The sequence below is a fragment of the Streptomyces sp. WAC05374 genome, assembly GCF_004353505.1.
GTDB lineage: Bacteria > Actinomycetota > Actinomycetes > Streptomycetales > Streptomycetaceae > Streptomyces.
In genome coordinates this window covers 52,867-73,069 of record NZ_SMNQ01000025.1, presented here as the reverse complement: position 1 = coordinate 73,069, position 20,203 = coordinate 52,867, and the positions used below count along the sequence as shown (strand labels likewise).

23 protein-coding genes are annotated in these 20,203 nt (G+C 73.0%); 13 read left to right on the top strand and 10 right to left on the bottom strand.

All coding sequences use genetic code 11. The features are described from left to right. Positions 1–29: 29 nt before the first annotated feature. From E2B92_RS30400 to E2B92_RS30390, 3 genes are all read left to right on the top strand, one after another. The gene (locus E2B92_RS30400; protein ID WP_126883264.1) at positions 30–1,052 is read left to right on the top strand and encodes an MDR family NADP-dependent oxidoreductase; all 1,023 of its coding nucleotides are present in this window, start codon (positions 30–32) and stop codon (positions 1,050–1,052) included. Positions 1,053–1,120: 68 nt separating this feature from the next. Beyond that, positions 1,121–1,270: a MarR family transcriptional regulator gene (locus E2B92_RS34190; RefSeq protein WP_126883265.1), complete on the top strand. Its 150-nt coding sequence runs from the start codon at positions 1,121–1,123 to the stop codon at positions 1,268–1,270. 440 nt (positions 1,271–1,710) lie between these two features. After that, positions 1,711–2,595, top strand: a complete 885-nt coding sequence (locus tag E2B92_RS30390) for a ribonuclease BN (RefSeq protein ID WP_126883266.1) — start codon at positions 1,711–1,713, stop codon at positions 2,593–2,595. Here the strand turns inward: E2B92_RS30390 and E2B92_RS30385 are convergent. From E2B92_RS30385 to E2B92_RS30375, 3 genes are all read right to left on the bottom strand, one after another. Beyond that, positions 2,592–3,905, bottom strand: a complete 1,314-nt coding sequence (locus E2B92_RS30385; RefSeq protein ID WP_235024049.1) for an MFS transporter — start codon at positions 3,903–3,905, stop codon at positions 2,592–2,594. The genes E2B92_RS30390 and E2B92_RS30385 overlap by 4 nt on opposite strands. Before the next feature lie 211 nt (positions 3,906–4,116). Continuing rightward, positions 4,117–5,490, bottom strand: coding sequence for an FAD-dependent oxidoreductase (locus E2B92_RS30380; protein ID WP_126883268.1), 1,374 nt, complete (start codon positions 5,488–5,490; stop codon positions 4,117–4,119). Between the two features lie 162 nt (positions 5,491–5,652). Continuing rightward, a complete protein-coding gene (locus E2B92_RS30375) occupies positions 5,653–6,216 on the bottom strand; it encodes a cysteine hydrolase family protein (RefSeq protein WP_126883269.1) in 564 nt (187 codons plus the stop codon). Positions 6,217–6,429: 213 nt separating this feature from the next. Here E2B92_RS30375 and sigJ point away from each other — a divergent pair, with 213 nt between their 5' ends. From sigJ to E2B92_RS30340, 7 genes are all read left to right on the top strand, one after another. Beyond that, positions 6,430–7,335, top strand: coding sequence for an RNA polymerase sigma factor SigJ (gene sigJ / locus E2B92_RS30370; RefSeq protein ID WP_126883270.1), 906 nt, complete (start codon positions 6,430–6,432; stop codon positions 7,333–7,335). Between the two features lie 20 nt (positions 7,336–7,355). Then, a complete protein-coding gene (locus E2B92_RS30365) occupies positions 7,356–7,937 on the top strand; it encodes a DoxX family protein (RefSeq protein WP_126883271.1) in 582 nt (193 codons plus the stop codon). A 166-nt stretch (positions 7,938–8,103) separates the two neighbouring features. After that, entirely contained in the window at positions 8,104–9,030 is a 927-nt protein-coding gene (locus tag E2B92_RS30360) for an NADP-dependent oxidoreductase (RefSeq protein ID WP_126883272.1), read from the top strand. A 31-nt stretch (positions 9,031–9,061) separates the two neighbouring features. Next, positions 9,062–9,997, top strand: a complete 936-nt coding sequence (locus E2B92_RS30355) for an AraC family transcriptional regulator (protein WP_126883273.1) — start codon at positions 9,062–9,064, stop codon at positions 9,995–9,997. Between the two features lie 120 nt (positions 9,998–10,117). Beyond that, positions 10,118–10,975 carry a class I SAM-dependent methyltransferase gene (locus tag E2B92_RS30350; protein WP_126883274.1) on the top strand — a complete coding sequence of 286 codons (858 nt, stop codon included), beginning with the start codon at positions 10,118–10,120 and terminating at the stop codon, positions 10,973–10,975. A 131-nt stretch (positions 10,976–11,106) separates the two neighbouring features. Beyond that, positions 11,107–12,192: a hypothetical protein gene (locus E2B92_RS30345; RefSeq protein WP_126883275.1), complete on the top strand. Its 1,086-nt coding sequence runs from the start codon at positions 11,107–11,109 to the stop codon at positions 12,190–12,192. Between the two features lie 316 nt (positions 12,193–12,508). Continuing rightward, positions 12,509–13,444, top strand: a complete 936-nt coding sequence (locus E2B92_RS30340; RefSeq protein ID WP_126883320.1) for an ADP-ribosylglycohydrolase family protein — start codon at positions 12,509–12,511, stop codon at positions 13,442–13,444. A 67-nt stretch (positions 13,445–13,511) separates the two neighbouring features. Here the strand turns inward: E2B92_RS30340 and E2B92_RS30335 are convergent, their stop codons facing one another. Next, a complete protein-coding gene (locus E2B92_RS30335) occupies positions 13,512–14,351 on the bottom strand; it encodes a DUF1206 domain-containing protein (RefSeq protein WP_126883276.1) in 840 nt (279 codons plus the stop codon). Between the two features lie 190 nt (positions 14,352–14,541). Here E2B92_RS30335 and E2B92_RS30330 point away from each other — a divergent pair, with 190 nt between their 5' ends. Further along, positions 14,542–14,727, top strand: coding sequence for a hypothetical protein (locus tag E2B92_RS30330; protein WP_126883277.1), 186 nt, complete (start codon positions 14,542–14,544; stop codon positions 14,725–14,727). A 317-nt stretch (positions 14,728–15,044) separates the two neighbouring features. Here E2B92_RS30330 and E2B92_RS30325 read toward each other — a convergent pair whose 3' ends face one another. The 5 genes from E2B92_RS30325 to E2B92_RS30305 all read right to left on the bottom strand — a co-directional run bounded on the left by E2B92_RS30325 (position 15,045) and on the right by E2B92_RS30305 (position 17,611). Then, entirely contained in the window at positions 15,045–15,368 is a 324-nt protein-coding gene (locus E2B92_RS30325; RefSeq protein WP_126883278.1) for a hypothetical protein, read from the bottom strand. Next, positions 15,365–15,727, bottom strand: coding sequence for a DUF6247 family protein (locus E2B92_RS30320; RefSeq protein ID WP_126883279.1), 363 nt, complete (start codon positions 15,725–15,727; stop codon positions 15,365–15,367). Before E2B92_RS30320 ends, E2B92_RS30325 begins: the two co-directional genes overlap by 4 nt. Before the next feature lie 34 nt (positions 15,728–15,761). Continuing rightward, on the bottom strand, positions 15,762–15,965 hold the full coding sequence (locus E2B92_RS30315; protein WP_126883280.1) for a type II toxin-antitoxin system Phd/YefM family antitoxin: 204 nt from the start codon (positions 15,963–15,965) through the stop codon (positions 15,762–15,764). A gap of 87 nt (positions 15,966–16,052) precedes the next feature. After that, positions 16,053–17,198: an RNA polymerase sigma factor gene (locus E2B92_RS30310; protein WP_126883281.1), complete on the bottom strand. Its 1,146-nt coding sequence runs from the start codon at positions 17,196–17,198 to the stop codon at positions 16,053–16,055. Beyond that, positions 17,198–17,611: a YciI family protein gene (locus E2B92_RS30305; protein ID WP_126883282.1), complete on the bottom strand. Its 414-nt coding sequence runs from the start codon at positions 17,609–17,611 to the stop codon at positions 17,198–17,200. Before E2B92_RS30305 ends, E2B92_RS30310 begins: the two co-directional genes overlap by 1 nt. Positions 17,612–17,860: 249 nt before the next feature. Here E2B92_RS30305 and E2B92_RS30300 point away from each other — a divergent pair, with 249 nt between their 5' ends. After that, complete coding sequence (locus E2B92_RS30300) at positions 17,861–18,838, top strand: DMT family transporter (RefSeq protein WP_126883283.1); 978 nt, start codon at positions 17,861–17,863, stop codon at positions 18,836–18,838. Positions 18,839–18,900: 62 nt separating this feature from the next. Here E2B92_RS30300 and E2B92_RS30295 read toward each other — a convergent pair whose 3' ends face one another. Continuing rightward, positions 18,901–19,647, bottom strand: a complete 747-nt coding sequence (locus E2B92_RS30295; protein WP_160159802.1) for a LuxR C-terminal-related transcriptional regulator — start codon at positions 19,645–19,647, stop codon at positions 18,901–18,903. Positions 19,648–20,013: 366 nt separating this feature from the next. Between E2B92_RS30295 and E2B92_RS30290 the strand changes: the two genes are divergently transcribed. After that, positions 20,014–20,199, top strand: coding sequence for a hypothetical protein (locus E2B92_RS30290; RefSeq protein ID WP_126883285.1), 186 nt, complete (start codon positions 20,014–20,016; stop codon positions 20,197–20,199). Positions 20,200–20,203: the final 4 nt, after the last annotated feature.

Genomic DNA, 20,203 nt, shown 5'->3' with positions numbered 1-20,203 from the left:
CGGGCGCATTCCCGCCCTACGGTCCGGTCATGAACGACACCGCGCTCACCGTGCACCAGATCGCCCGCCCTCACGGCTTCCCCACCGCCGGACACTTCGCCTTCGTCGAGTCGGCGGTTCCGGAGCCCGTGGCCGGTGGCGCGCTGGTGCAGAACCTCTACTGGTCCGTCGACCCGTACCACCGCGAGATGATGGACGACGTGCCCGGCGGCTTCGCGCTCGACGCACCGCTGGAGGGCCGCACGATCGGGCGGGTCGTCGCCTCGCGCACACCCCTGCTGGCCGAGGGCGAGATCGTGTTCCACCGCAAGGGGTGGCGCACGCACGCCGTGGTCACGCCCGAGGAGATCCGGCGGCTGCCCCGCTTCGACGGCGTGCCCCTGACCGCGTACCTGAGCACCCTCGGTGGCACGGGCCTGACCGCCTATGTGGGCCTGACCCGTATCGCCCGCCTCCAGGAGGGCGAGGACCTGTTCGTCTCGGCCGCCGCGGGCGGGGTCGGCACGGCCACCGGGCGGTTCGCCCGCCTGCTCGGCGCGGGGCGGCTCGTGGGCAGCGCGGGCTCGGCGGCGAAGGCCGCCCACCTCGTACGGGAGGTCGGCTACGACGCCGTCTTCGACTACCACGACGGGCCCGCCGCCGAGCTGCTCGCCAAGGCCGCACCGGACGGCATCGACGTGTTCGTCGACAACGTCGGCGGTGAGCAACTGGCCGCCGCGGTGGGGGCACTGCGCACGTTCGGGCGCATCGTCCGCGTCGGCACGATCAGCCAGTACAACACCCCCGACGCGCCACCGCCGCGCTTCGACCACGCCGGCTTGGTCGAGAAGAGCCTCCGCATGGAGGGCTTCCTGGTCAGCACCTACCGTGACGTGCAGGAGGAGCTGTACGAGTTCGCCGTACCGCACCTGTGCAGCGGCCGGCTCGCCCCGGACGAGACGGTGGTGGACGGCTTCGACCACATCGTGGACGCGTTCCTGGGCATGCTGCGCGGCCGCAACACGGGCAAGATCATCGTCCGTGACCGCACGGAAACCCCGGACGTGGTGTGACCACGGTGGGCGTCAGATCCTCGACCAGACGGGTCGCGCGGTGCCGTGGACGATTGGCCCACGAGGGGATGTCCGCGAGGAAGCTCACCACCGCGGCCAGGCTCGGCCCGGCCGCGACGACGACCGCCATCGACCGACTCGAACGAGCGGGGTTCGTCACCCGCGGCCGACGCCGCCACCCGGCGGCGGATCCTGGTCTCCGCGACCGAGGCCGCTGACGCCGCCGAGCGCACGGTGTACGGCCCCCTCGGCGAGGCCGGGCGGTCGGGGCTGCGGCTCTACGGCTCTACGGCTCTACGGCTCTGCGGCTCTGCGGCTCTGCGGCGAGGAGCAGCTCGCCGTGGTCATCGACTTCCTCGACACGGCCCGCCAGGTCCAGGAAGAGCAGACCGCGCGGTTGAAGGGACTGCCGGTACGGGAGTGAGGGCGGGCCTGACGGGCTGTCGCGGCGTGTCCGCCGCCCGGGCCGGCGCACCGGCCGCGGCGGTGTGACGACCCACCAGGGGCGGGAGGGGCGCCCGCGAACAGCACCCGTAAGGGCCAGTGGTGCCCGGCCCGGGGGCCGGGCGTGCCGCCGCGTTCGGCCGTACGAGGGTGACCCCTGGCCGTCAGCCGCGCTGGACGCGACAGACCCGGGTCGGCCGGATTGACTGCACTCATGGGAGGCGAACGCCGGCGCGGGCACACCGCGCACCTGCGCGCCCGGCGGTTGTGGCGGAAGTGGATCCGGCGATTCCAGGAGAGCCGGCCCGGCACGCTGTGGAGCGGCATGTGGGACCGGCTCACGGCCACCGACTTCTTCAACCACGCGCTCCAGCTCTCCGCGCTGTCGCTGCTCTGCTTCTTCCCCATGCTCATCGTGCTCACGGAGGCCACGGGCCGTGACACGGCGGAGACCGTCGTCAGATGGCTGGGGGTGAACGAGCAGGCGGCGCAGGCTGTGGCGTCCCTCTTCGTCCCCGGGCCGGGGTCGGACACCGTCACGGTGGTGAGCGGCTTCCTCATGGCGCTGGGAGCGGTGGCCGTGGCGGGCACGTTGCAGAGCTGGTACCAGTTGCTGTTCGACGTCACCCACCGCGGGTGGCGCGACCTCGCGGCGCAGGTGGCCTGGCTCGTGTGGCTGCTCGTCTTCAGCGCGGTCCAGAGCGCGATGGGGCGCCTCCTCGAAGGGCTGCCCCTGCGGACCCTGGCAGGGTTCGTCTGGTCGGTGGCCTTCTGGTGGGGGACGATCTGGGTGCTGCTCGCCGGTGTGCTCCGCTGGCGCCCCCTCTTCTCGCCGGCGCTGGTCACCAGCGTGTGCTGGGCCGGGCTGGGCCTGTTCTCCGCGCGCTACTTCTCCGCGTCGATCGTGGCGAACGAACAGCGGTACGGGCCTGTCGGCGTCGTCATGATCATCATGTCGTGGCTGGTCGCGGTGGGCGTGGTCATCCACCTCGGGGCGGTCGTCGGCCGGATGTTCGGCCACCCGGGAGGCCCGGGAGGCCCAGGAGGCCCGGGGAGCCCGGGGAGCCCGGGAAGCAAGGCTCCCCGTCCCGCCGGCTAGGCGCTCCCGGGCGGCGGGGCAGCGGCCGTCTCCGGTGTCAGCGTTCCCCGCCAGGCCGCGACGCTGCCGAGGAGTACCGCGAGCAGACCCACCGCGGCTCCCCAGCACAGGAAGCGCGGGCCCTCGGAGGCGATCAGGGCACCACCGATGGCGAGTCCCAGGGGCTCCACCCCGAACGACAGGGTGCGGAAGGCACTGTTGACGCGGCCCTGGAGGTGGTCCGGTGTGGCCGACAGGCGGTAGGTCACCAGGGACACCGCGAAGATCGGCCACAGCATGTTGGTGACCAGGACGCCGGCGGCGAGGAGGACGATCGACGGTGCGGCGGCCATCATCGCCGCCGCGGCGGCCCACAGGGCGAGGGAGCCCAGTGCCATGGTGCGCAGGCTGACGCGCTCACGCAGCCAGGACGCCGCGAACGCGCTGACCACCGTGCCGAGGCCGACCGCGGCGAGGACGAGGCCGATCAGTCCGGCGTTGACGCCGAGGTCCTCGGTCGCCAGGACGATGGTGGCCAGGGTGAGCGGCGCCTGAAGGAAGTTGATCAGGGTGACCATCACCATGAGCAGGCGCAGCAGGCGCTGCCGCCAGAGGAACGCCATCCCCTCCTTGAGGTCGGTCATCACGGAGCGCCGCTCGCCGGCCGGCCGTTCCTCCTGGAACGACGTCCGTACGAACAGCAGCGAGGCCCCCGAGAGCAGGTAGGTCACGGCGTCGACCGCGTAACTGCAGACGGCGCCGAGCGTGGAGTTCCTGGCCAGGCCGATCAGCGCGCCGGAGAGGGCGGAGCCGCAGACGCCGGCCGCGGAGTCGGCCACCTCGTTGAGCGCGTTGGCGGAGGCGAGCTGCTCCTCGGGGACCAGCTTCGACAGGGCCGACAGGTGGGAGACGGCCGAGAAGACGTGCCCGACGCCCTCCAGGAAGGCGATCGCTGCCAGGTGGGCGATCGTCAGGGCGTCGAAGGCGTACGCGACCGGGATCGTGGCCAGCGCGGCGAAGCGGCCCAGGTCCGCGACGATCATGACGCGGCGGCGGTCCCAGCGGTCGATGAAGACACCGGCCAGGAGGTTCAGCAGCAGGTAGGGGGCGAGCCGGGCGGCTCCCACCAGGCCGGCCACGGCGGGTGAGCCGGAGAGGCCGAGCGCGAGGATCGGCACGGCCAGGTGGGAGAGCGCCGTGCCCACCGACGAGACGGTGAACCCGCCCCAGACGATCATGAAATCGCGGTTCGTCAGCAGTCCGCGCCAACGGCGCCCGGGCGCCGGGTCCGGCGTCGGCTCCGCCACCGGCGTGGAGTCCTTCGTTGCCATGGTCACGTCCGTCCTTCCTTCGTCCTCCCGCCGCGCTGTCCGGCCCGCCCGCATGGGGCCTCCCGCCGGGCACGAGAGGGGGAAGCTCCGGTCGCTTCGGTCGCTGGTGACCGCCGGCGCCCCGTGCACGCGGGCGTTGTTCGAGGAAGACGCCGGCCATGGGAAGCGTCCGCCGGCGCCGCGTGGCGAAAGCGACGCGCCCGGCAGGTGCTCAGCCGGGGACGAGAGCGTCCCACTGGTCCCGGGTCGGGCCGTCGTGGGTGGGTGAGAAGTCCGGGCGGGCGTCCAGCCAGGCGGTGACGGCTCGGTCCACCTCGTCGGTGCCGTAGGCGTCGTCCGCCGGTTTCAGCAGGTGGCGCACCTGGGCACGGGCGCGCATGACGACGGGGTCGTCGAAGGCGCAGGCGGCGAGGGCGGCGGCCCGCCGGTCGGAGGAAGGTGAGCCCTCGGCGAGGCGCTGCTCGTTGCCGCGGTCGGCGGTCACCTGCGCGTCGAACCAGGGGCGCAGGGCCCGGGCCGTCCAGGTGTGGTAGCCGGTGGGGTCCGCCGCGACCTGGTCGGCATGAGCGGCCAGGTGCTGGGCGGCACGCAGGCCGAGGGCCACGCCGTGCCCGAGGGTGGGGTTGGTGTGGACGAGACTGTCGCCGGCGTTGACCAGGCCCGTGACCACGGGTCCGTCGGCGTCGGCGAGGGACGTCCAGCGGTTGTCCAGGCCGGCCATCGCCAGGACGGCCGTCTGCGGCGCGGGGGCCAGGTCGAGCCAGGCGGCGGTGGCGGGGAAGCAGCGGGCGACGGCCTCGAACACGGCGGGGTCGCGGAGCGCGCCGCGGGTCGGATCCGCCGTGGAGAGCACCATGCTGATCGCGAAGGTGTCGTTGTCGGAGGGGAAGACACCGGCGAGCGCGAAGGGTGCCGCCGAGCCGGTCTTCACCCGCCCGGGGTCGCGCGGCCCGTCGGCGCGCAGGCGGTACCAGCGGCACAGGTAGGCGATCCCGGCACGGTGGCTCTCGACCACGGGCGGGCGGCAGCCGGCCGCGGTCAGCAGGCCGGGGACGGGTGAGCGGCGGCCGGACGCGTCGACGACCAGGTCCGCCCGGTGGGTGTCCGTGCCCACCCGCACGCCGGTGACGCGGACAGGGCGGCCCTTCCCGAACGCGAGGGCGCGTACCCGGTGGCCTCGCCGTACGTCGACCGTGGGTTCCCGCCGCACGGCCGCGCTCAGAGCGGCCTCCAGCACGATGCGACGGGTCCGCAGGGTCACCAGGTCGTCGTCGCCGGCCCGGTGCGGCGGGTGCTCCCCGAACCAGTCGAAGTCGTGGTACTCCCGGGCTCCGCGCGCCAGGAGGTCCGCGTACACGTCGGGGGTCTCGGTACGCAGCACGGTGCGGACGGGCGCGAGGAACGAGTGGGGCTGGTTGGCCTGCGGCACGCGGGGCCTGTTCCAGTCGAGGAAGTCCCGGTCCAGGTCCTCTCCGGCCTCCCGGCCGTCCTGCTCGAACACCGTGACCGTGTGGCCCCGCCGCCCCAGCATGAGCGCTGTTCCCAGCCCGCTGATACCCCCGCCGATCACCGCAACCCGCGCCAACGATCTCCCCTTCGCGTCGTGTTGCGGCACGAGCCTAGTAGGTGACGATCATCTGTTCGCCACCCGGCGTCGTCCGTCGCGGTGGTGCGAGGCGCCACGCCGCGACGGTCCTCCCCCGGCCGGTGGAGGACGGTGCCGGCGTGGGCCGCAGGCGGGGGCGGGCTACCGCGGTGCGACGGACTTGAGCCAGTCCTCGACGGTGAGGACGTCCGCCCACTGCGGGAACAGCCTCTCGACCAGCATCGTGTGCACCTCGGGGTCGGGGTCGAGGCAGGCGTCCGCGAGGACGGTGAGGCCGAGGTCCAGGTCGATGGCGCGCCACAGGGTGGACAGCACCACGGCGCTGGTGGCGATGCCGGTGAGAACGAGGCTGTCGATGCCGCGCGCCCTGAGCACCAGGTCGAGGTCGCTTCCCGAGAAGGCGCTCCCCCGCCTCTTGGTCACCACGACGTCGCCCTGCCGGGGAGCGACGTCGTCGTGGATCTCGGTGCCGGGCCGCCCCTCCGTGAACAGGCCGGCTCGCACGACGCCGGTCATCACCTTGTTGCGGGGGCTGACTTCCGGATCCCCCGGCCGTAACCCCATCACCACGTAGATCACGGGGATGCCCGCGGCCCGGGCGCCGTCGATCGCCCCGCGCAGGCGCGGAAGGTATCCGGAACCGTCGTCGGCGATGGCCACGACGTCCCGCTGGACGTCCATCACCAGAAGCGCGCTGCTCGCCATGGTCTTCGTCCCTTCTCCGTGGGGTGTCACGCGCGAGTCTGGTGGATCGGCCGGGCCGTGGCGTCCTGGTGCCGGTACCGGGACGGTGTGTTCCGCGTCACAGGGGCGGGCGTCACGTTCCGGTGGCCTGCGGTGTCTTGAGGGCATGACGGAACAGAACTCACCCCGAGCCAGGGCTGTCGTCGCCGACGCACCGCGGGAATGCACCTCGCCATGACCGCCGACGCGCACGCCGAGCGGTTCGTCCGGCTGCGGCCGCTGCTGTTCACGATCGCGTACGAGATCCTCGGCTCGGCGACCGAGTCCGACGACGTGCTCCAGGACAGCTACCTGCGGTGGGCCGGGGTGGACCTCGCGACGGTGCGGGACACCAGGTCGTACCTGGCGCGGCTGGTGACCCGTCAGGCGCTCAACGCGTTGCGGGCGAGCGCACGACGGCGCGAGGAGTACGTCGGCCCGTGGCTGCCCGAGCCGGTGCTGATCGACGAGAACGACGCGTCGGCCGACGTGGTGCTGGCCGAGTCGGTGTCCATGGCGATGCTCGTGGTGCTGGAGACACTCGCGCCCGACGAGCGTGTGGTGTTCGTGCTCCGCGAGGTGTTCGGCTTCCCCCACGACGACATCGCCGCCGCGGTCGGCAAGCCGGTGGCGACGGTGCGTCAGGCGGCGCACCGGGCCCGCAAGCACGTGCAGGCGCGGCGCAGGCGTCACGTACCGGCCGACACCGCGACGGCCGCGCGTATCACCGATCAGTTCATGACCGCGGCCACCACGGGCGATGTGCGGGGGCTGCTGGCGCTGCTCGCCGAGGACGCCACGTTCACCGCCGACGGCGGCGGCAAGACCCTCGCGGCGCGCCGGCCGGTGGTGGGCGCACAGATGGTCTCCGCACACCTCGCGGGCCTCTTCCGCAAGGGGCGGGCGCTGCCGGACCTGCGGTTCGCAAGGGCCCGCTGCAACAACGCGCCCGCACTGGTCGCCTACCGCGGCGACCACCTGGAGGGCGTGTTCCTGATCGAGATCACCCACGAGCGGATCACCCACATCTACGTCATCCGCAACCCGGACAAGCTCCTCACGCTGACGGTGCCACGCCGGATCAGCCGGTGGAGCACATGAACAACCCGAGAGGACTTCAGATGCACACCAGGACGACCCCCGGCCGGCCGCACGCACGGGGGCGGTGGGCAGCCACCGCCGCGCCGGGCGAAAGCGACCGGCTGCGCCGCCCGGCCTTCTGGTTCACCACGCTCGTCATCGCCTTCGAGCTGATCGCCGGATCGGCGTGGAACCTGTGGACGATCGACTGGGTGGAAGCCCAGTTGGCTCACCTGGGATACCCGCACTACCTGGCCTACGTCCTGGGCGTGTGCCAGTTCGGGGCGGGCGTGGCGCTCGTCGTGCCCGGGTTCCGGTTGCTCAAGGAATGGGCGTACGCGGGCGTCTTCTTCATGTGGTCGGGTGCCGTGGTGTCGCATCTGGCGCGTGGCGACGGTCCTGTGTCGTGGGGGCCGCCGCTGATGTTCCTGCTGTTCGCCGTCGCCTCGTGGGCGCTGCGGCCGGCCGACCGGCGGCCCCGGGCCGACCGTCGCGCGTGGGCCGTCGCGACCGGGCTGGTCGTCGTCATGTCCGCCGTCTCGCTTCTCACACTGCCCGCCGCGGCGGACGTCACGGGCGGGTGGGCCGTCGAGCGGGGCTGGGTGGAGGAGCAGCGGCCGTGAGGGAGACACGCCGATGGTCGGGGCGGACGGTCGGCGAGACGCTGGGACATTTTTCGGAGACCGGAGGACATTCACCCGCTCATTCGATCTCCGTAGGGTTGAGCCATCGAAGGGCGCGGCCGACCAACCGGCCGCGTGTCCAACCGAGTTGAAGGAGCTGTCCGTCATGCGTGCTGTCGTTCAGAAGGCTTTCGGTGGGCCCGAGGTGCTGGAGGCCGTCGAGACCGACCGTCCCTCTCCCCTCGGGGCGGAGGTGCTGATCCGCGTGCACGCCAGTGGCGTGAACCCGGTGGACACCGCCGTCCGCTCCGGGGCCCTGCCGCTCCTCGGCGAGCCGCCGTTCGGCGTCGGATGGGACGTCTCCGGTGTCGTCGAGGAGGTGGGGCCGGGCGCGCGGTTCCGGCCGGGTGACGAGGTGTTCGGCATGCCGTTCTTCCCGCGCGCCGCCACCGGTTACGCCGAGTACGTCGCCGCTCCCTCCCGTCAGGTGGCGCGCAAGCCCGCCGGCCTGGATCACGTACAGGCCGCCGCGCTCCCCCTCGCCGGCCTGACGGCCTGGCAGGGCCTGGTCGACGCCGCCGGGGTGGAGGCGGGGCAGCGGGTGCTGATCCACCGCGCGGCGGGCGGTGTCGGTCACCTCGCCGTACAGATCGCCAAGGCCCGGGGTGCGCACGTGATCGCCCTGGCGAGCGAGCCCAAGCACGCGTTCGTCCGCTCCCTCGGCGCCGACGAGGTGCTCGACTACCGCACCACCGACTACACCGAGGCCGTGCACGAGGTCGACGTGGTCTTCGACTCCAGCTCCGAGGGCACGCGTGCGCTCGAAGTCCTGCGCCCCGGCGGCACCCTGGTCAGCATCATGGAGCACTGGAACCAGGATCTCGCCGCGCGGATCGAAGCCGCCGGGCGCCGCTTCGCCGGGGTCTCCGTCGAACCGGACTACGCGTCGCTGGAGGCCATCGCCGCCCTCGTCGACTCCGGCCGTCTCCGCCCCCACGTCGCCGGGACGTTCCCCCTCGAAGAGGCGGCCAAGGCCCACGAGTTGGTCGGATCGGGGCGCGTGCAGGGCAAGGTCGTCCTGACCATAGCCTGAGCGGGAGACCGGAAGGCGTGGAGGTGGCGTGATGGACGTGCTGACAGAGGCTCTGCATTCGATGAAGACCGAAGCCCCCACCTCCGTACGGACCGAGGGCCGGGCGCCGTGGGGCCTGCGCCTGCCCCCGGTCGCGGGCGCCGGGTTCCATGTGGTCCTGCGCGGCACGTGCTGGCTGATCCCCCTGGACGACGCGGTGCACCTGGAGCCCTTCGTCCTCAGCCCCGGCGACGTGGTGTTCCTGCGCAACGGCCGGGGGCACGCGCTGGCCGACCACCCCTCCACGCCCGCCCACGAGGAACGCCCCGACCAGTACCAACCCGGCGGTCCCATCGGCACCGTCAGCGTCGGCGGTGACGGTCCGCGCACGACGCTCCTGTGCGGCAACTACCACCTCGACCAGGGCCGCCCCCATCCGCTGGTCCGCCAGCTCCCCGAGGTGGTCCACCTCTCCACCGGGCTCGGTCACCATCCCGAGCTCAGCGCGGCGGTGAGCCTCCTCGCCACCGAGCTGGAGAACCCGCGCATCGGGTCGGCGGGCATCGTCCCGGCGCTGATCGAATCGCTGCTGCTGTACATCCTGCGCGCCTGGTTCGAGACCCAGCCGGCCGCCACGGCCACGGGCTGGGCGGCCGCCCTCACCGACCCGGCCGTCGCCCCGGCCCTCGCCTCGATCCACGACCGGCCCGCCGCCCCGTGGACCGTCGAGTCCCTCGCCGAGTCGGCTGGGCTCTCCCGGGCCGCGTTCGCCCGCCGCTTCACCGCCCTGGTCGGCGAACCGCCCATGGCCTACCTGACGCGCTGGCGGATGACCACGGCCGCCAAGCTCCTGCGCGAGTCCGAGGCGTCCCTGACGGACGTCGCCGCCCGCACCGGATACAGCTCCGAGTACGCCCTGGCCAAGGCCTTCAAGCGGGAGTACGGGCAGGCCCCGGGCGGCTACCGCCGGCAGTCCCGCGCCTCGTGACCCGGCACGGACGCGCCGGGCACAGCCCGCTGATCACCACCGCAACCGAGAAGAAGCACCGCGAACTGCCGCCTCCCTGGCCTGAGCACCGGGGACGGCCTCACGACGGGAGGAGACACCATGCCGGACGCACGCGCCACGGCGATGGACGGAACGGCCCTGCGCGTCGCCCTGTGGCGTGCCCTCCACCTCCGGGTGGACCCACCGCCGCACGTGTTCGAGGACGAGATCGGCCTGCGCCTCGCGGCGCCCGGCGACGCCTGGAGCCACCGTCCGGACATGGACCGGCGGGCCACCGGCCGGATGCGGGCGTCCATCGTGGCCCGTGCCCGCTTCCTCGACGACCTGGTCGTGGAGCAGGCTCGCCAGGGCGTCACTCAGTACGTCGTCCTCGGGGCCGGCCTGGACACCTTCGCCCAGCGACGGCCCGGGACCGCCTCCGGCATGCGGGTCTTCGAGGTCGACCGGCCCGGTCCGCAGGCGTGGAAGCGGCAGCGCCTGACGGAGCTCGGCTTCGGCGTCCCCGACTGGCTCCGGTTCGTACCGGTCGACTTCGAGGCGGGCCGGTCCTGGTGGGAGCGGCTGCCGGCGGCCGGCTTCGATCCCGGCCGGCCGGCGGTGGTCGCCTCCACCGGCGTCACCATGTACCTCACCAAGGACGCGACGGCGGCCACACTGCGGCAGGTCGCGCGGCTCGCCCCCGGCTCCACCCTCGTCACGACGTTCATGCTGCCGCTGGACCTCGTCGCACCCGACGAGCGGCCCCTGCTCGAGGCGACCGAGGCGTCCGCCCGCGCGGCCGGGACGCCCTTTCTCAGTTTCTTCTCCCCGCCCGAGATGCTGGCACTGGCCCGTGAATCCGGGTTCCGGGAGGTCCGGCACGTCTCGGCCGCGTCTCTGGCCCGGCTCTACTTCGCCGGCAGGACGGACGGTCTGCGGCCGTCCAGCGCCGAGGAACTGCTCGTGGCCACGGTGTGACGACAGGTCGGCGGGCGAGGGCACGGCGGCACCGTTCACCCGGCCGGCCCCGCTGTCGGTGCGCTGTGCGATCATGCGAACGCGTCCCTGGGGAGGGGACCGACGGGCCGCTGAACGCCAAGGGGTTGGGGATGGGCGCGGGTACGGAGCCGGACGGATCGTCCAGGTCCGACGAGGAGTGGGACCGGTTCCTGCGGGAGTCGGTGGCGGGTGCCGCCGGTGCGCCAGAGGAACCGTCGGCGCGTGCCCGCGAGGTGGCGCACCGGCTGCGCGCGGAGCCGGCCGGCGGCCCGGAGGGCTGGCGCAGCCACCCGCCCGCGCGGCCCCAGCGGCGCACGGGCTGGTACGCGGCCGGGCTGCTGGCGTGCCTGGTGCTGCTGGTGGTGGCGCTCGCGCCGGGACCGATGGCGGACCTGTTCGCCGGCGACGGCGCCGACCAGCCGTCACGGACGGCCGAGGGCGCACCACAGCAGGAGGCGGCCCAACGCCCCACCATGGAGGAGCCGTTCCGCGGCTCGCCGGCGGCGGGCTGGGCGAGCGGCGCGGCGGGGATCACCGTGCCCGAGGCCCGGGCGGCCGGCTGGATGAGCGCGGCCGAGGTGGAGCGGGCCCTCGCCCGCAGCCGGGACTTCCTCGCCGCGTCCGGCCTGGACCGGGCGGTGCTGCGGGGCGAGCGGCCCGAGAAGGCGCTCGCGCTGGTCAACCCGCATCAGAAGGACGTACAGGACATGCTGAAGACCGCGTTCCGCAGTCCGAGCGAGAAGAACGACCCCCTCCTGCTGTTCAGCCGCTTCCGGCCCTCCCACGCCCGCCTGGTGGGCGACGTCGTGAAGACCCGGGGCCGGCTCACCTACCGGGAGGGCGAGCGCGGGGCGGTCGAGGTGACCGCCGACGTCACCTTCGTCTACCCGGTCACCCGCGCGGACGCGGGCGGCGACGACGAGATCGTGCGCACGATCGTCCGCCGCGAGCTGGTCCTGAACTGGGACGACCCCGACAAGGTGATCACCGAGCCGGGCACGTTCTCGGTCGTCTCGTACAAGTACGACGTGACCAACGGCGGATGCGGTGCCTCCACGGGCTACTTCACCCCGCCCTTCGGCACGGACCGCCGGGCGGGCGGCGCCGGCACGGAGGTCGACCCGTACGACCGCAGCACGCCGGTCGCGGAGGGCGAGCCCACGGGGGACGAGTGCCGGGTGGCGACGCGGTCCTAGCGGACGCGAACCGGGGACACCGGGCTGTCTCGGTGCGGCCGCGGCCGGCAGACTTGCCGATCATGTCGAACAGCGGACGTGGGCGACCGCCCCGCGCGCCACGGGTGGCCTCCCGCGCGGCGCGGCCCAGGCCCGGACGACCGCGACGGCGGAGGCACTTCGCGAGCAGCGCGACCGGCGTCGGTCCACCTACCGGAAGATGATGGGCTGCGTGCCTTCCGGGACGCCCACCTCACGTTCGTGGGCCTGGTGAGGGAAGCGTTGGAGGTGCGTGATGAGGCGGGATGACGGTCTGGGGGTGCGTGCGATGCCGGGGATGGAGCGGATGCTGCGGAGTGGGGGGGCGGTCGTCGGCTCGGCCGTGGGGGACGCGTTGGGGGCTCCTTTCGAGTTCGGCCTGCCCGGGGTCTTCTCGGCGCGGTTTCCCGTGCCCGGTGCCGGTGGTGAGATGTGCGGGGGCGGTGGGTGGGACCCGGGTGAGGGCACGGACGACACGCAGATGGCCGTCCTGGTCGCGGAGTCGCTTCTGGAGCGGGGCGGGCTGGACCTGCCGGACATGTTCGCCCGCTTCCAGCGCTGGGCGGTGTCCGAGCCCAAGGACATCGGGTTGCAGACCGAGGACGTCCTGACCAACGGCCTGCCCTGGGACCGGGCGGCCGAGGCCCACTTCGCGGTCAACCAGCGCGCCGCGGGCAACGGCTCGTTGATGCGGGCGTCGACCTCCGCGGTCCGCTTCGCGCGTGCCGGCCGGTCGGCCACCATGGATGCCGCCCGGCGCATCGCCGCTCTCACGCACGGCGACCGGGCCGCGTGGGAAGGCACCGCCGTCCACCACGAGCTCATCCGCGTCACGCTGGAGGGCGCCGATCCCCTCGCCGCTCTCCCGGACGTCCTGGACCTCGTCCACCCCGACCATCGTGCGCGGTACGCCGTGGTCCTCGCCCCCGACTGGCATCCCGAGCGGGCGACCGAGTTCAACGGTGCTGTCTGGCCCTGCCTGGGCTCCGCCGTCTGGGCCCTGCGCACCACGACGACCTTCGAGGACGCCCTGCGCGCGGCGATCGACCTCGGCGGTGACACGGACACGGTGGCCGCGGTCACCGGAAGCCTCGCGGGCGCGTACTACGGCCTGGAGGCCATCCCCGTCCGCTGGACCGAGCCGCTGCACGTCCCCCTCCCCGGCTTCGGCGGGCGGGTGCTGAGGCTGCCGGACCTGCTCGACCTCGCGCACCGCCTGGACCACGAGCGCTGAGCGCTGGGTCCGGCCGCGGGTCGGTGCCGGAGCGGTTGGTCGTGCGGATCGCGTACGAGGCCGTCGGTCAGACCCGGCGCCAGCGCGCCATGGCGAAGGAGAACACCCCGAAAAGTGCCATTCCGGCGGCGACCAGGCTCAGCAGCCCCGGGCCCGCCGGGGTTTCGGCGACGGTGCGCAGCGCGTCGTCGAGACCCTTGGCCTCGTTCGGCTCGTACGTCACGGCGGCGCGTACGAAGAAGACGCCGACCACGGCGAACACCACGCCCCGCGCCACACCGCCGCCGACGCCCGCCACGTCCGTGAACCGCCGTGCGCGGCGTGACATCCGGCTGAGCTTCAGGTGCTTGTGGTACTTGCGCAGCGCGGCACGGCCCGCCACCCACGCGCCGGCCCCGACGACGGCCGCCCCGGCCAGCCCCACGATCCACTGCCCGCCCGGCAGTTCCAGCGCCCGGGCGGTGACGTCCCGGGACTGCTGGTCGCCGGAGCCGCTGCCACTGCCGCTCTCGCCGGCGGCGAAGGTCAGTACCGAGTAGGCGACGAACGCGTAGAACACGCAGCGGGCCGCCGACAGCAGACGCTTGCCGGGCTTGTGCCCATCGGCGCCGCTCGCGCCGAACACGGCCTCCGACAGCCGCCACACGGCCATCCCCACGAGGCCCAGTCCCAGGGCCCACAGCATGAGCGACCCCATGGGCCGGGCGGCCAGTTCGGCGAGCGCGCCGCCCCGGTCCGCCTGCCCGCCCCCGTCGCCCGAGGCGATCCGCAGGGCGATCAGTCCGATCAGCAGGTACAGGACGCCCCGGGCGGCCAGGCCGCAGCGTGCCGCGACTCCGACCGAGGAACCCCGTGCCGCTTTCCGTGCCGCGGTACGTCCCGGAAACGACAGCGTGCGTGCGTTCATGTCAACCTCCCCCACCCGCTTGCCCCTTCGGGGCCCGCGAAAACGGGGGCGTGCGGCTGCCGCCGGGGGGAGGTGCGCTGCCGTCCCCGCCGCGGCACCCGAACGGCGTACGCCGGGCGGGCGGACCGCCGCGCGCCGTGCGTTCCTGGCAGGGGGTCGCGACCCGTTCACCACCACCACGAGGAGAGTCATGGGCATCAAGGACGAGGCGCAGGGCAGGGCCCAGCACGCGCAGGACAAGCTGCGGCAGAGCGCGGACGAGGCGCGGCAGCGCGGCCAGGACCAGCAGGACCGGCTGCGTGAGCGCCGCGAGCAGCAGAACCGCCAGCAGTCGTTCGACGACCTGGGGGACGACGCCTACGACGACCGCACCTGAGCGACCGCGGGCACAGGGCCGTCACCCCAAGGCCGGGGTGACGGCCCCTCAGCGGGCAGCCGCGGTCGCTGCCCCGTGTGGTGCCCGCGTCCGGGATGGGGTCTGGTCCGGGCGCGGGGCGGTCCGGTCCCGGACGGGCACGGGGTGGTCCGGTCGCTGGTGAGCGCGGTCCGGTCCCGGACGGGCACGGGGTGGTACCCAGGTGCCGCGTGGACCGGGCGGTCGGGGGCTTGGGGGCTGCAACGCGGCGAGGACGGGCTTGAGTCGCTTCGGTCGCTCCGGGCCGGGGTGCGGCCGTGCGGGAGGGCGCCGGACGGTCAGGCCCAGAAGGCGTCGGTGACGGTGATCTGGGGTTCGGCGTGGCGGCGGATGAAGGTGTAGATCATCCACCCGCGGCCGCCGGCGAGGTCGGCGATGTGCGGGCCGCCGGGGTTGGTCGAGGCCAGGGGGCGGACGGTGATCCAGTGCGGGAGGGAGGCGTCGGTGTCGATGCCCCGGTAGTAGGGGTCCGGGGCGGTGACCAGTTCCGCGCGCGCCGCCAGGACGAGCCGGCGGGCGTCGGCGGGCATGGCGTCGAACACGCGGCGTGCCTCGGCCGTCCAGTCCATCTGCCAGGGCGGAAGGGGTGGATCGTCCGTCACTGACCGGGCTCCACGGCGGCCGCCGCCGCGCGCAGCCGGCTGTACTCGGCCAGGAGGGCGGCGGACTCGGCCGGGTCCTCGGTCTTCGCCGCCCGGGCTTCGAGGTCGGCGAGGTGCGTTTCCAGGTCCGGGTCGCGGGCGATGGCGTACTGGGTCCACCACAGGCGCATGAACGCGGGTACGGGGGTGAGGTTGAAGGCGTCCCCGATCGCGCGGCGCCAGTGGGCCTCGAAGTCGGGCAGGAGGTGGGGGGCGTGCTCCTGGATGGCCAGGCGCAGGGCCTGCGGGGTGCGTTCGGGCATCGGCGGTACGGGGGGCCTGTCGCCCCCGGGCCCGAAGTGCACGGGTTGGGCGGTCATGGGGTCGGGCTCCTGGTCCTCGCGTCGCGTGCGGTCAGGCCGCGTCCTGGCCGGTGTCACTGCCGGGCTGCTGTGCGGCGAGCCGCTGGTAGTGCTCGAACCACTCGGCGGGCACCAGGTAGGCCATCGTCCTGCCCTTGCGGGTGATCGCGGCCGGCTCCCCCGCGATGCGGGTCCGGTCGAGGATCTCGCCCATCTGCTTGCGCAGATCGATCGTCGAGTACGTCCTGGTCTCCATGGCCCGACCCTAACCCAACTATCATAGTTGCGATAGTTCCGCCCACCGGGCCCGGCGGCCTCAGCGGTGCCGGCGGCCTCAGCGGTGTCAGTGGCCCCGGCGGGCGTTGAGCCGGGCGGCCCGGCGCGTCAGGTGGTCGCGCTCGGCGAGGCTGGGCGCCTTGTGGGCCGCCTCGGCGTACAGCCGTGCCGCCGTCACGAGGTCGCCGTCGCGCTCGTGGAGGTACGCCGCCACGGCGGCGTACCGGGGCAGCGAGGCGTCCAGGGCGGCGAGCGCGGCCAGCCCGGCCCGGGGTCCGTCGGCCTCCCCGACGGCGACCGCCCGGTTGAGCCGGACGACGGGGCTGTCGGTGAGGCGCACGAGCTCGTCGTACCACTCGACGATCTGCACCCAGTCGGTCTCCTCGGCGGTGGGCGCGTCGGCGTGGAGGGCGGCGATGGCGGCCTGGGCCTGGAACTCGCCCAGTCGGTCGCGGGCGAGTGCCGCCTGGAGGACGCCGACGCCCTCGGCGATCATCGCGGTGTCCCAGCGGCCGCGGTCCTGCTCGGCGAGCGGCACCAGGCTGCCGTCGGGCGCCGTGCGGGTGGCGCGCCGGGCGTGGTGGAGGAGCATCAGGGCGAGCAGTCCGGCCGCCTCGGGGTGGTCGACCCGGTCCGCGAGCTGCCGGGTGAGCCGGATGGCCTCGGCGGCGAGGTCGACGTCGCCGGAGTAGCCCTCGTTGAAGACCAGGTAGAGGACGCGCAGCACGGTGGCGACGTCGCCGGGCCGGTCGAACCGCACGCCCGAGACGGTGCGCTTGGCCCGGCTGATCCTCTGCGCCATGGTCGCCTCCGGCACCAGGTAGGCGTGGGCGATCTGGCGGGTGGTGAGCCCGCCGACGGCGCGCAGCGTGAGCGCGACCGCCGAGGACGGGCTCAGCGACGGGTGGGCGCACAGGAAGTAGAGCTGGAGCGTGTCGTCCCCGGCGGGCGCGGGCCCGGGCGCGGGCTCCCGGTCGGCGACGTCCTCGCGCCGGCGGCGGGCGGTGTCCGCCCGGGCCTGGTCGAGGAACTTGCGCCAGGCCACGGTGACCAGCCAGCCCCTGGGGTCGCGCGGCGGGTCGGCCGGCCAGACGCGGACGGCCTCGACGAGCGCCTCCTGGACGGCGTCCTCGGCCGCCGCGAAGTCGGCTCCGCGGCGGACGAGGACGGTGAGCACGCCCGGGGTGAGGCTCCTGAGCAGGACCTCGTCCATCAATGACAGTCCGTGGTGGTGGGCTTCGCGGTGAGGAAGGGGCGCACCTCGAGCCACTCGTGGATCGGCTTCCCGCCCGCGCCGGGGGCGGCCGACAGCTCGCCCGCCAGCTCGACGGCGCGGTCGTGGCCGTCGACGTCGACGACCATCCAGCCGGCGATGAGGTCCTTGGTCTCGGCGAACGGGCCGTCGGTGACGGGCGGGCGGCCCTCGCCGTCGTACCGGACCCAGGTGCCCTCGGGGGCGAGTGCCTGGCCGTCGACGAACTCGCCGGTCTCCCGGAGCCGGTCCGCGAAGTCCCGCATGTACTGGATGTGGGCCGAGATCTCCTCCGGCGTCCACCGGTCCATGGGCACGTCGTTCACCGCTGCCGGGGCGCCGCGGTAGTGCTTGAGCAGCAGGTACTTGGCCATCGTGTCTCTCCTCGGTGCTGATGCGGCCCATTGTGGCCGCCTTCACCCCGGGGACGGAGCCGGCCACGGGTTCTCGACATCGCCGCCCAAGATTTTTTCCGGTCACCTCGGCGGCGGCCCCCGCCGCCCGGTCCCGGCCCGTGCCGCCCGACCGGCGGGGCGCGCCGGCCCGGCGGGCGGTGGTGGCATCCGGCCACCATGGCTGTTCGTTGTCATGCCATGGTCATGGGCGCTCGCTACCATGCGGGAATGGATCACACAACCGGCGGTTCCCGTACCGATCGTCGTGCCCTTTTAGCCGCCCTTGTGACGGTGGTTCTGTGGGCGTCGGCCTTCGTCTCCATTCGCGCGTCGGCGGAGCACTTCCACCCCGGAGTGCTGGCGCTGGGGCGGCTGCTGACCGCGTCGATCGCGCTCGGCGTCATCTTCCTGATCAAGGGCGGCACCCTGCCCGACCGGCGGGCGTGGCCCGGCATCCTGGCGTCGGGGGTGCTGTGGTTCGGCGTCTACATGGTCGCCCTGAACTGGGGCGAGCAGCTCGTGGACGCGGGGACGGCCGCGATGGTCGTCAACATCGGGCCCGTGGTGATCGCGCTGCTCAGTGGCTGGCTGCTGAAGGAGGGGTTCCCTCCGATGCTGCTCGCCGGCATGGGCGTGTCGTTCCTGGGCGCGGCCGTGGTGGGCTGGTCCATGTCGGGGCACGGGTCGTCCTCCGTGACCGGTGTGCTGCTGTGCCTGCTCGCGGCGGTGACGTACGGGGGCGGGGTCGTGGCGCAGAAACCGGCCCTCCGGTACGCGAGTCCGTTGCAGGTGACGACGTTCGGCTGCTTCGCGGGAACCGTGGCGTGTCTGCCGTTCAGCGGGCTGATGCTCCAGGAGCTGCCCAAGGCCCCGTGGTCGGCGACGCTGAACCTGCTGTACCTGGGCCTGTTCCCGACCGCGCTGGCGTTCAGCACGTGGGCGTACGCGCTGGCCCGGACGAGTGCCGGGAAGCTGGGCGCGACCACGTACGCGGTGCCGGCCGTGGTGGTGGCGATCTCGTGGGTCTGGCTGGGTGAGGTGCCGGGTTCGCTGACGCTGCTCGGCGGTGTCATCTGCCTGGCGGGCGTGGCCGTTTCGCGGCTGCCGGGGCGGCGGAAGGCGGCGCCGGAGGACACGCCCGGCGACGCGCCGGAATTGCGGCGGCCGGACGGGGAACGGACGCCGTCGGGCACCACGACGGACTGAAGCACCGCTCCCCCGGGGGCCGGCCGTCCCATGACGGCCGGCCCTTTTCTTTTTCCGCGTACTCAGAGGATGTACGTGGTTTCGTTCCGCCCGAGCAGATAGCCGAGCTGGAGGCGGTTGTGCGCGCCCAGTTCCTGCTTCATGGCGGCGATGTGGGCCTGAAGTGAGCGTTCACTGATGCCCATGCGGCGGGCGATCCGTTTGTCGGAGTAGCCCTCGACCAGGAGCCTGCCGATCGACTCCCGTATCGCGGGCATGACCTCGTCGGCCGCCTTGGCCGCGTGGATGGGCACGAAAGGGAAGGGGCTCGCGCGGTCCCAGGCCCGTTCGAAGGTGTCCCTGAGGAATCGGACAATGGCCGGTTCTGTTACTGCGACGGCCGTCGTGCGGTCCTCATTGGCCGAAATGAACGCAACCGATGCGTCAATGATGATCAGCCGGTCGAAGAATTCCTCGAGGGTTCGGACTTTCGCTCCGTATTCCGTAACGGAACGAACATAGGCCTTGGTCGCCTCGTCGAACCGCGTGGTGTGCTGATAAAGCGTGCGCATCGCGACGCCGGCCGCGATGTGCCGGCGCACGGCCTCCAGTGCGTCTTTCAGCACGGCCGTGGGGCGGGGACCGTCGGGCTGCGCGGTGAGGATCTCCCGCTGGGCGCCGGTGAGCATCTCGTCGATGGCCTGCGAGATCGCGGCCAGTCCATGGATGTAGCGAATCCCGGAACGGTCGGTGCCGGTCTCCTCGAAACAATCGGCCCGTCCGGATTGTTTCTCGGTCAGCCGGGCCAGTTCGTCGAAGTGCCCCGCCATCCACCGCAGAAACTGCGCAGGGGTCCCTGTAGCCCCCTGAAGGTCCGCCGTTTCGTGCCATCTGTCCCCATCCTCACGCGGTAATCCGTTCATCCACCCTCCCAAGTCACCCCGTATGACCGTTTTGATGCGGTATGGACCCCGTAGCTTGTCGCAGTGCGAAAACCCGAGCCACATAGATCATTGTCGCCCCAGTCGGCGTACGCAACATTGGAGTCGTCAGCAGGTCTCCGGGCCAATCCGAGCGGCGACGGACTTCCGGCAACGGAAATTCGGAGTACGTCGATCCGCTCCTCGGACCGGTTCATTCAAGATCCGGAGACCTTTTCGTTTCCGTTTGTTTCCCAGAAGGGCCCGGGGGTTCCCATGCAGAAGAACATCGGCGTTCTCTCTTTCCGTATCCGTGTCGCGTCCTGCGCCGTCGTCGCGGGGCTCGGACTGGCCGTGGCCGGCCTGGCCGAGTCCGCCGACCGGATCGCCTCCCCGGCCGAGAAGATCGTTTCCAACGGGGACGTCGGCTGGAACGTGGTCAAGCCCTCCGTCGCCGCCTGACCGG

Bases quoted from the DNA above. Each gene is read 5' to 3' on its own strand.
- E2B92_RS30290 (WP_126883285.1), top strand. From the start codon at position 20,014: ATGCAGAAGAACATCGGCGTTCTCTCTTTCCGTATCCGTGTCGCGTCC.
- E2B92_RS30340 (WP_126883320.1), top strand. From the start codon at position 12,509: ATGGAGCGGATGCTGCGGAGTGGGGGGGCGGTCGTCGGCTCGGCCGTG.
- E2B92_RS30385 (WP_235024049.1), bottom strand. From the start codon at position 3,905: ATGGCAACGAAGGACTCCACGCCGGTGGCGGAGCCGACGCCGGACCCG.
- E2B92_RS30365 (WP_126883271.1), top strand. From the start codon at position 7,356: ATGCACACCAGGACGACCCCCGGCCGGCCGCACGCACGGGGGCGGTGG.
- sigJ (WP_126883270.1), top strand. From the start codon at position 6,430: ATGACCGCCGACGCGCACGCCGAGCGGTTCGTCCGGCTGCGGCCGCTG.
- E2B92_RS30390 (WP_126883266.1), top strand. From the start codon at position 1,711: ATGGGAGGCGAACGCCGGCGCGGGCACACCGCGCACCTGCGCGCCCGG.
- E2B92_RS30295 (WP_160159802.1), bottom strand. From the start codon at position 19,647: ATGGCGGGGCACTTCGACGAACTGGCCCGGCTGACCGAGAAACAATCC.
- E2B92_RS30300 (WP_126883283.1), top strand. From the start codon at position 17,861: ATGGATCACACAACCGGCGGTTCCCGTACCGATCGTCGTGCCCTTTTA.
- E2B92_RS30330 (WP_126883277.1), top strand. From the start codon at position 14,542: ATGGGCATCAAGGACGAGGCGCAGGGCAGGGCCCAGCACGCGCAGGAC.
- E2B92_RS30345 (WP_126883275.1), top strand. From the start codon at position 11,107: ATGGGCGCGGGTACGGAGCCGGACGGATCGTCCAGGTCCGACGAGGAG.
- E2B92_RS30320 (WP_126883279.1), bottom strand. From the start codon at position 15,727: ATGACCGCCCAACCCGTGCACTTCGGGCCCGGGGGCGACAGGCCCCCC.
- E2B92_RS30350 (WP_126883274.1), top strand. From the start codon at position 10,118: ATGCCGGACGCACGCGCCACGGCGATGGACGGAACGGCCCTGCGCGTC.
- E2B92_RS30360 (WP_126883272.1), top strand. From the start codon at position 8,104: ATGCGTGCTGTCGTTCAGAAGGCTTTCGGTGGGCCCGAGGTGCTGGAG.
- E2B92_RS30310 (WP_126883281.1), bottom strand. From the start codon at position 17,198: ATGGACGAGGTCCTGCTCAGGAGCCTCACCCCGGGCGTGCTCACCGTC.
- E2B92_RS30355 (WP_126883273.1), top strand. From the start codon at position 9,062: ATGGACGTGCTGACAGAGGCTCTGCATTCGATGAAGACCGAAGCCCCC.
- E2B92_RS30315 (WP_126883280.1), bottom strand. From the start codon at position 15,965: ATGGAGACCAGGACGTACTCGACGATCGATCTGCGCAAGCAGATGGGC.
- E2B92_RS30400 (WP_126883264.1), top strand. From the start codon at position 30: ATGAACGACACCGCGCTCACCGTGCACCAGATCGCCCGCCCTCACGGC.
- E2B92_RS30375 (WP_126883269.1), bottom strand. From the start codon at position 6,216: ATGGCGAGCAGCGCGCTTCTGGTGATGGACGTCCAGCGGGACGTCGTG.
- E2B92_RS30335 (WP_126883276.1), bottom strand. From the start codon at position 14,351: ATGAACGCACGCACGCTGTCGTTTCCGGGACGTACCGCGGCACGGAAA.
- E2B92_RS34190 (WP_126883265.1), top strand. From the start codon at position 1,121: ATGTCCGCGAGGAAGCTCACCACCGCGGCCAGGCTCGGCCCGGCCGCG.
- E2B92_RS30305 (WP_126883282.1), bottom strand. From the start codon at position 17,611: ATGGCCAAGTACCTGCTGCTCAAGCACTACCGCGGCGCCCCGGCAGCG.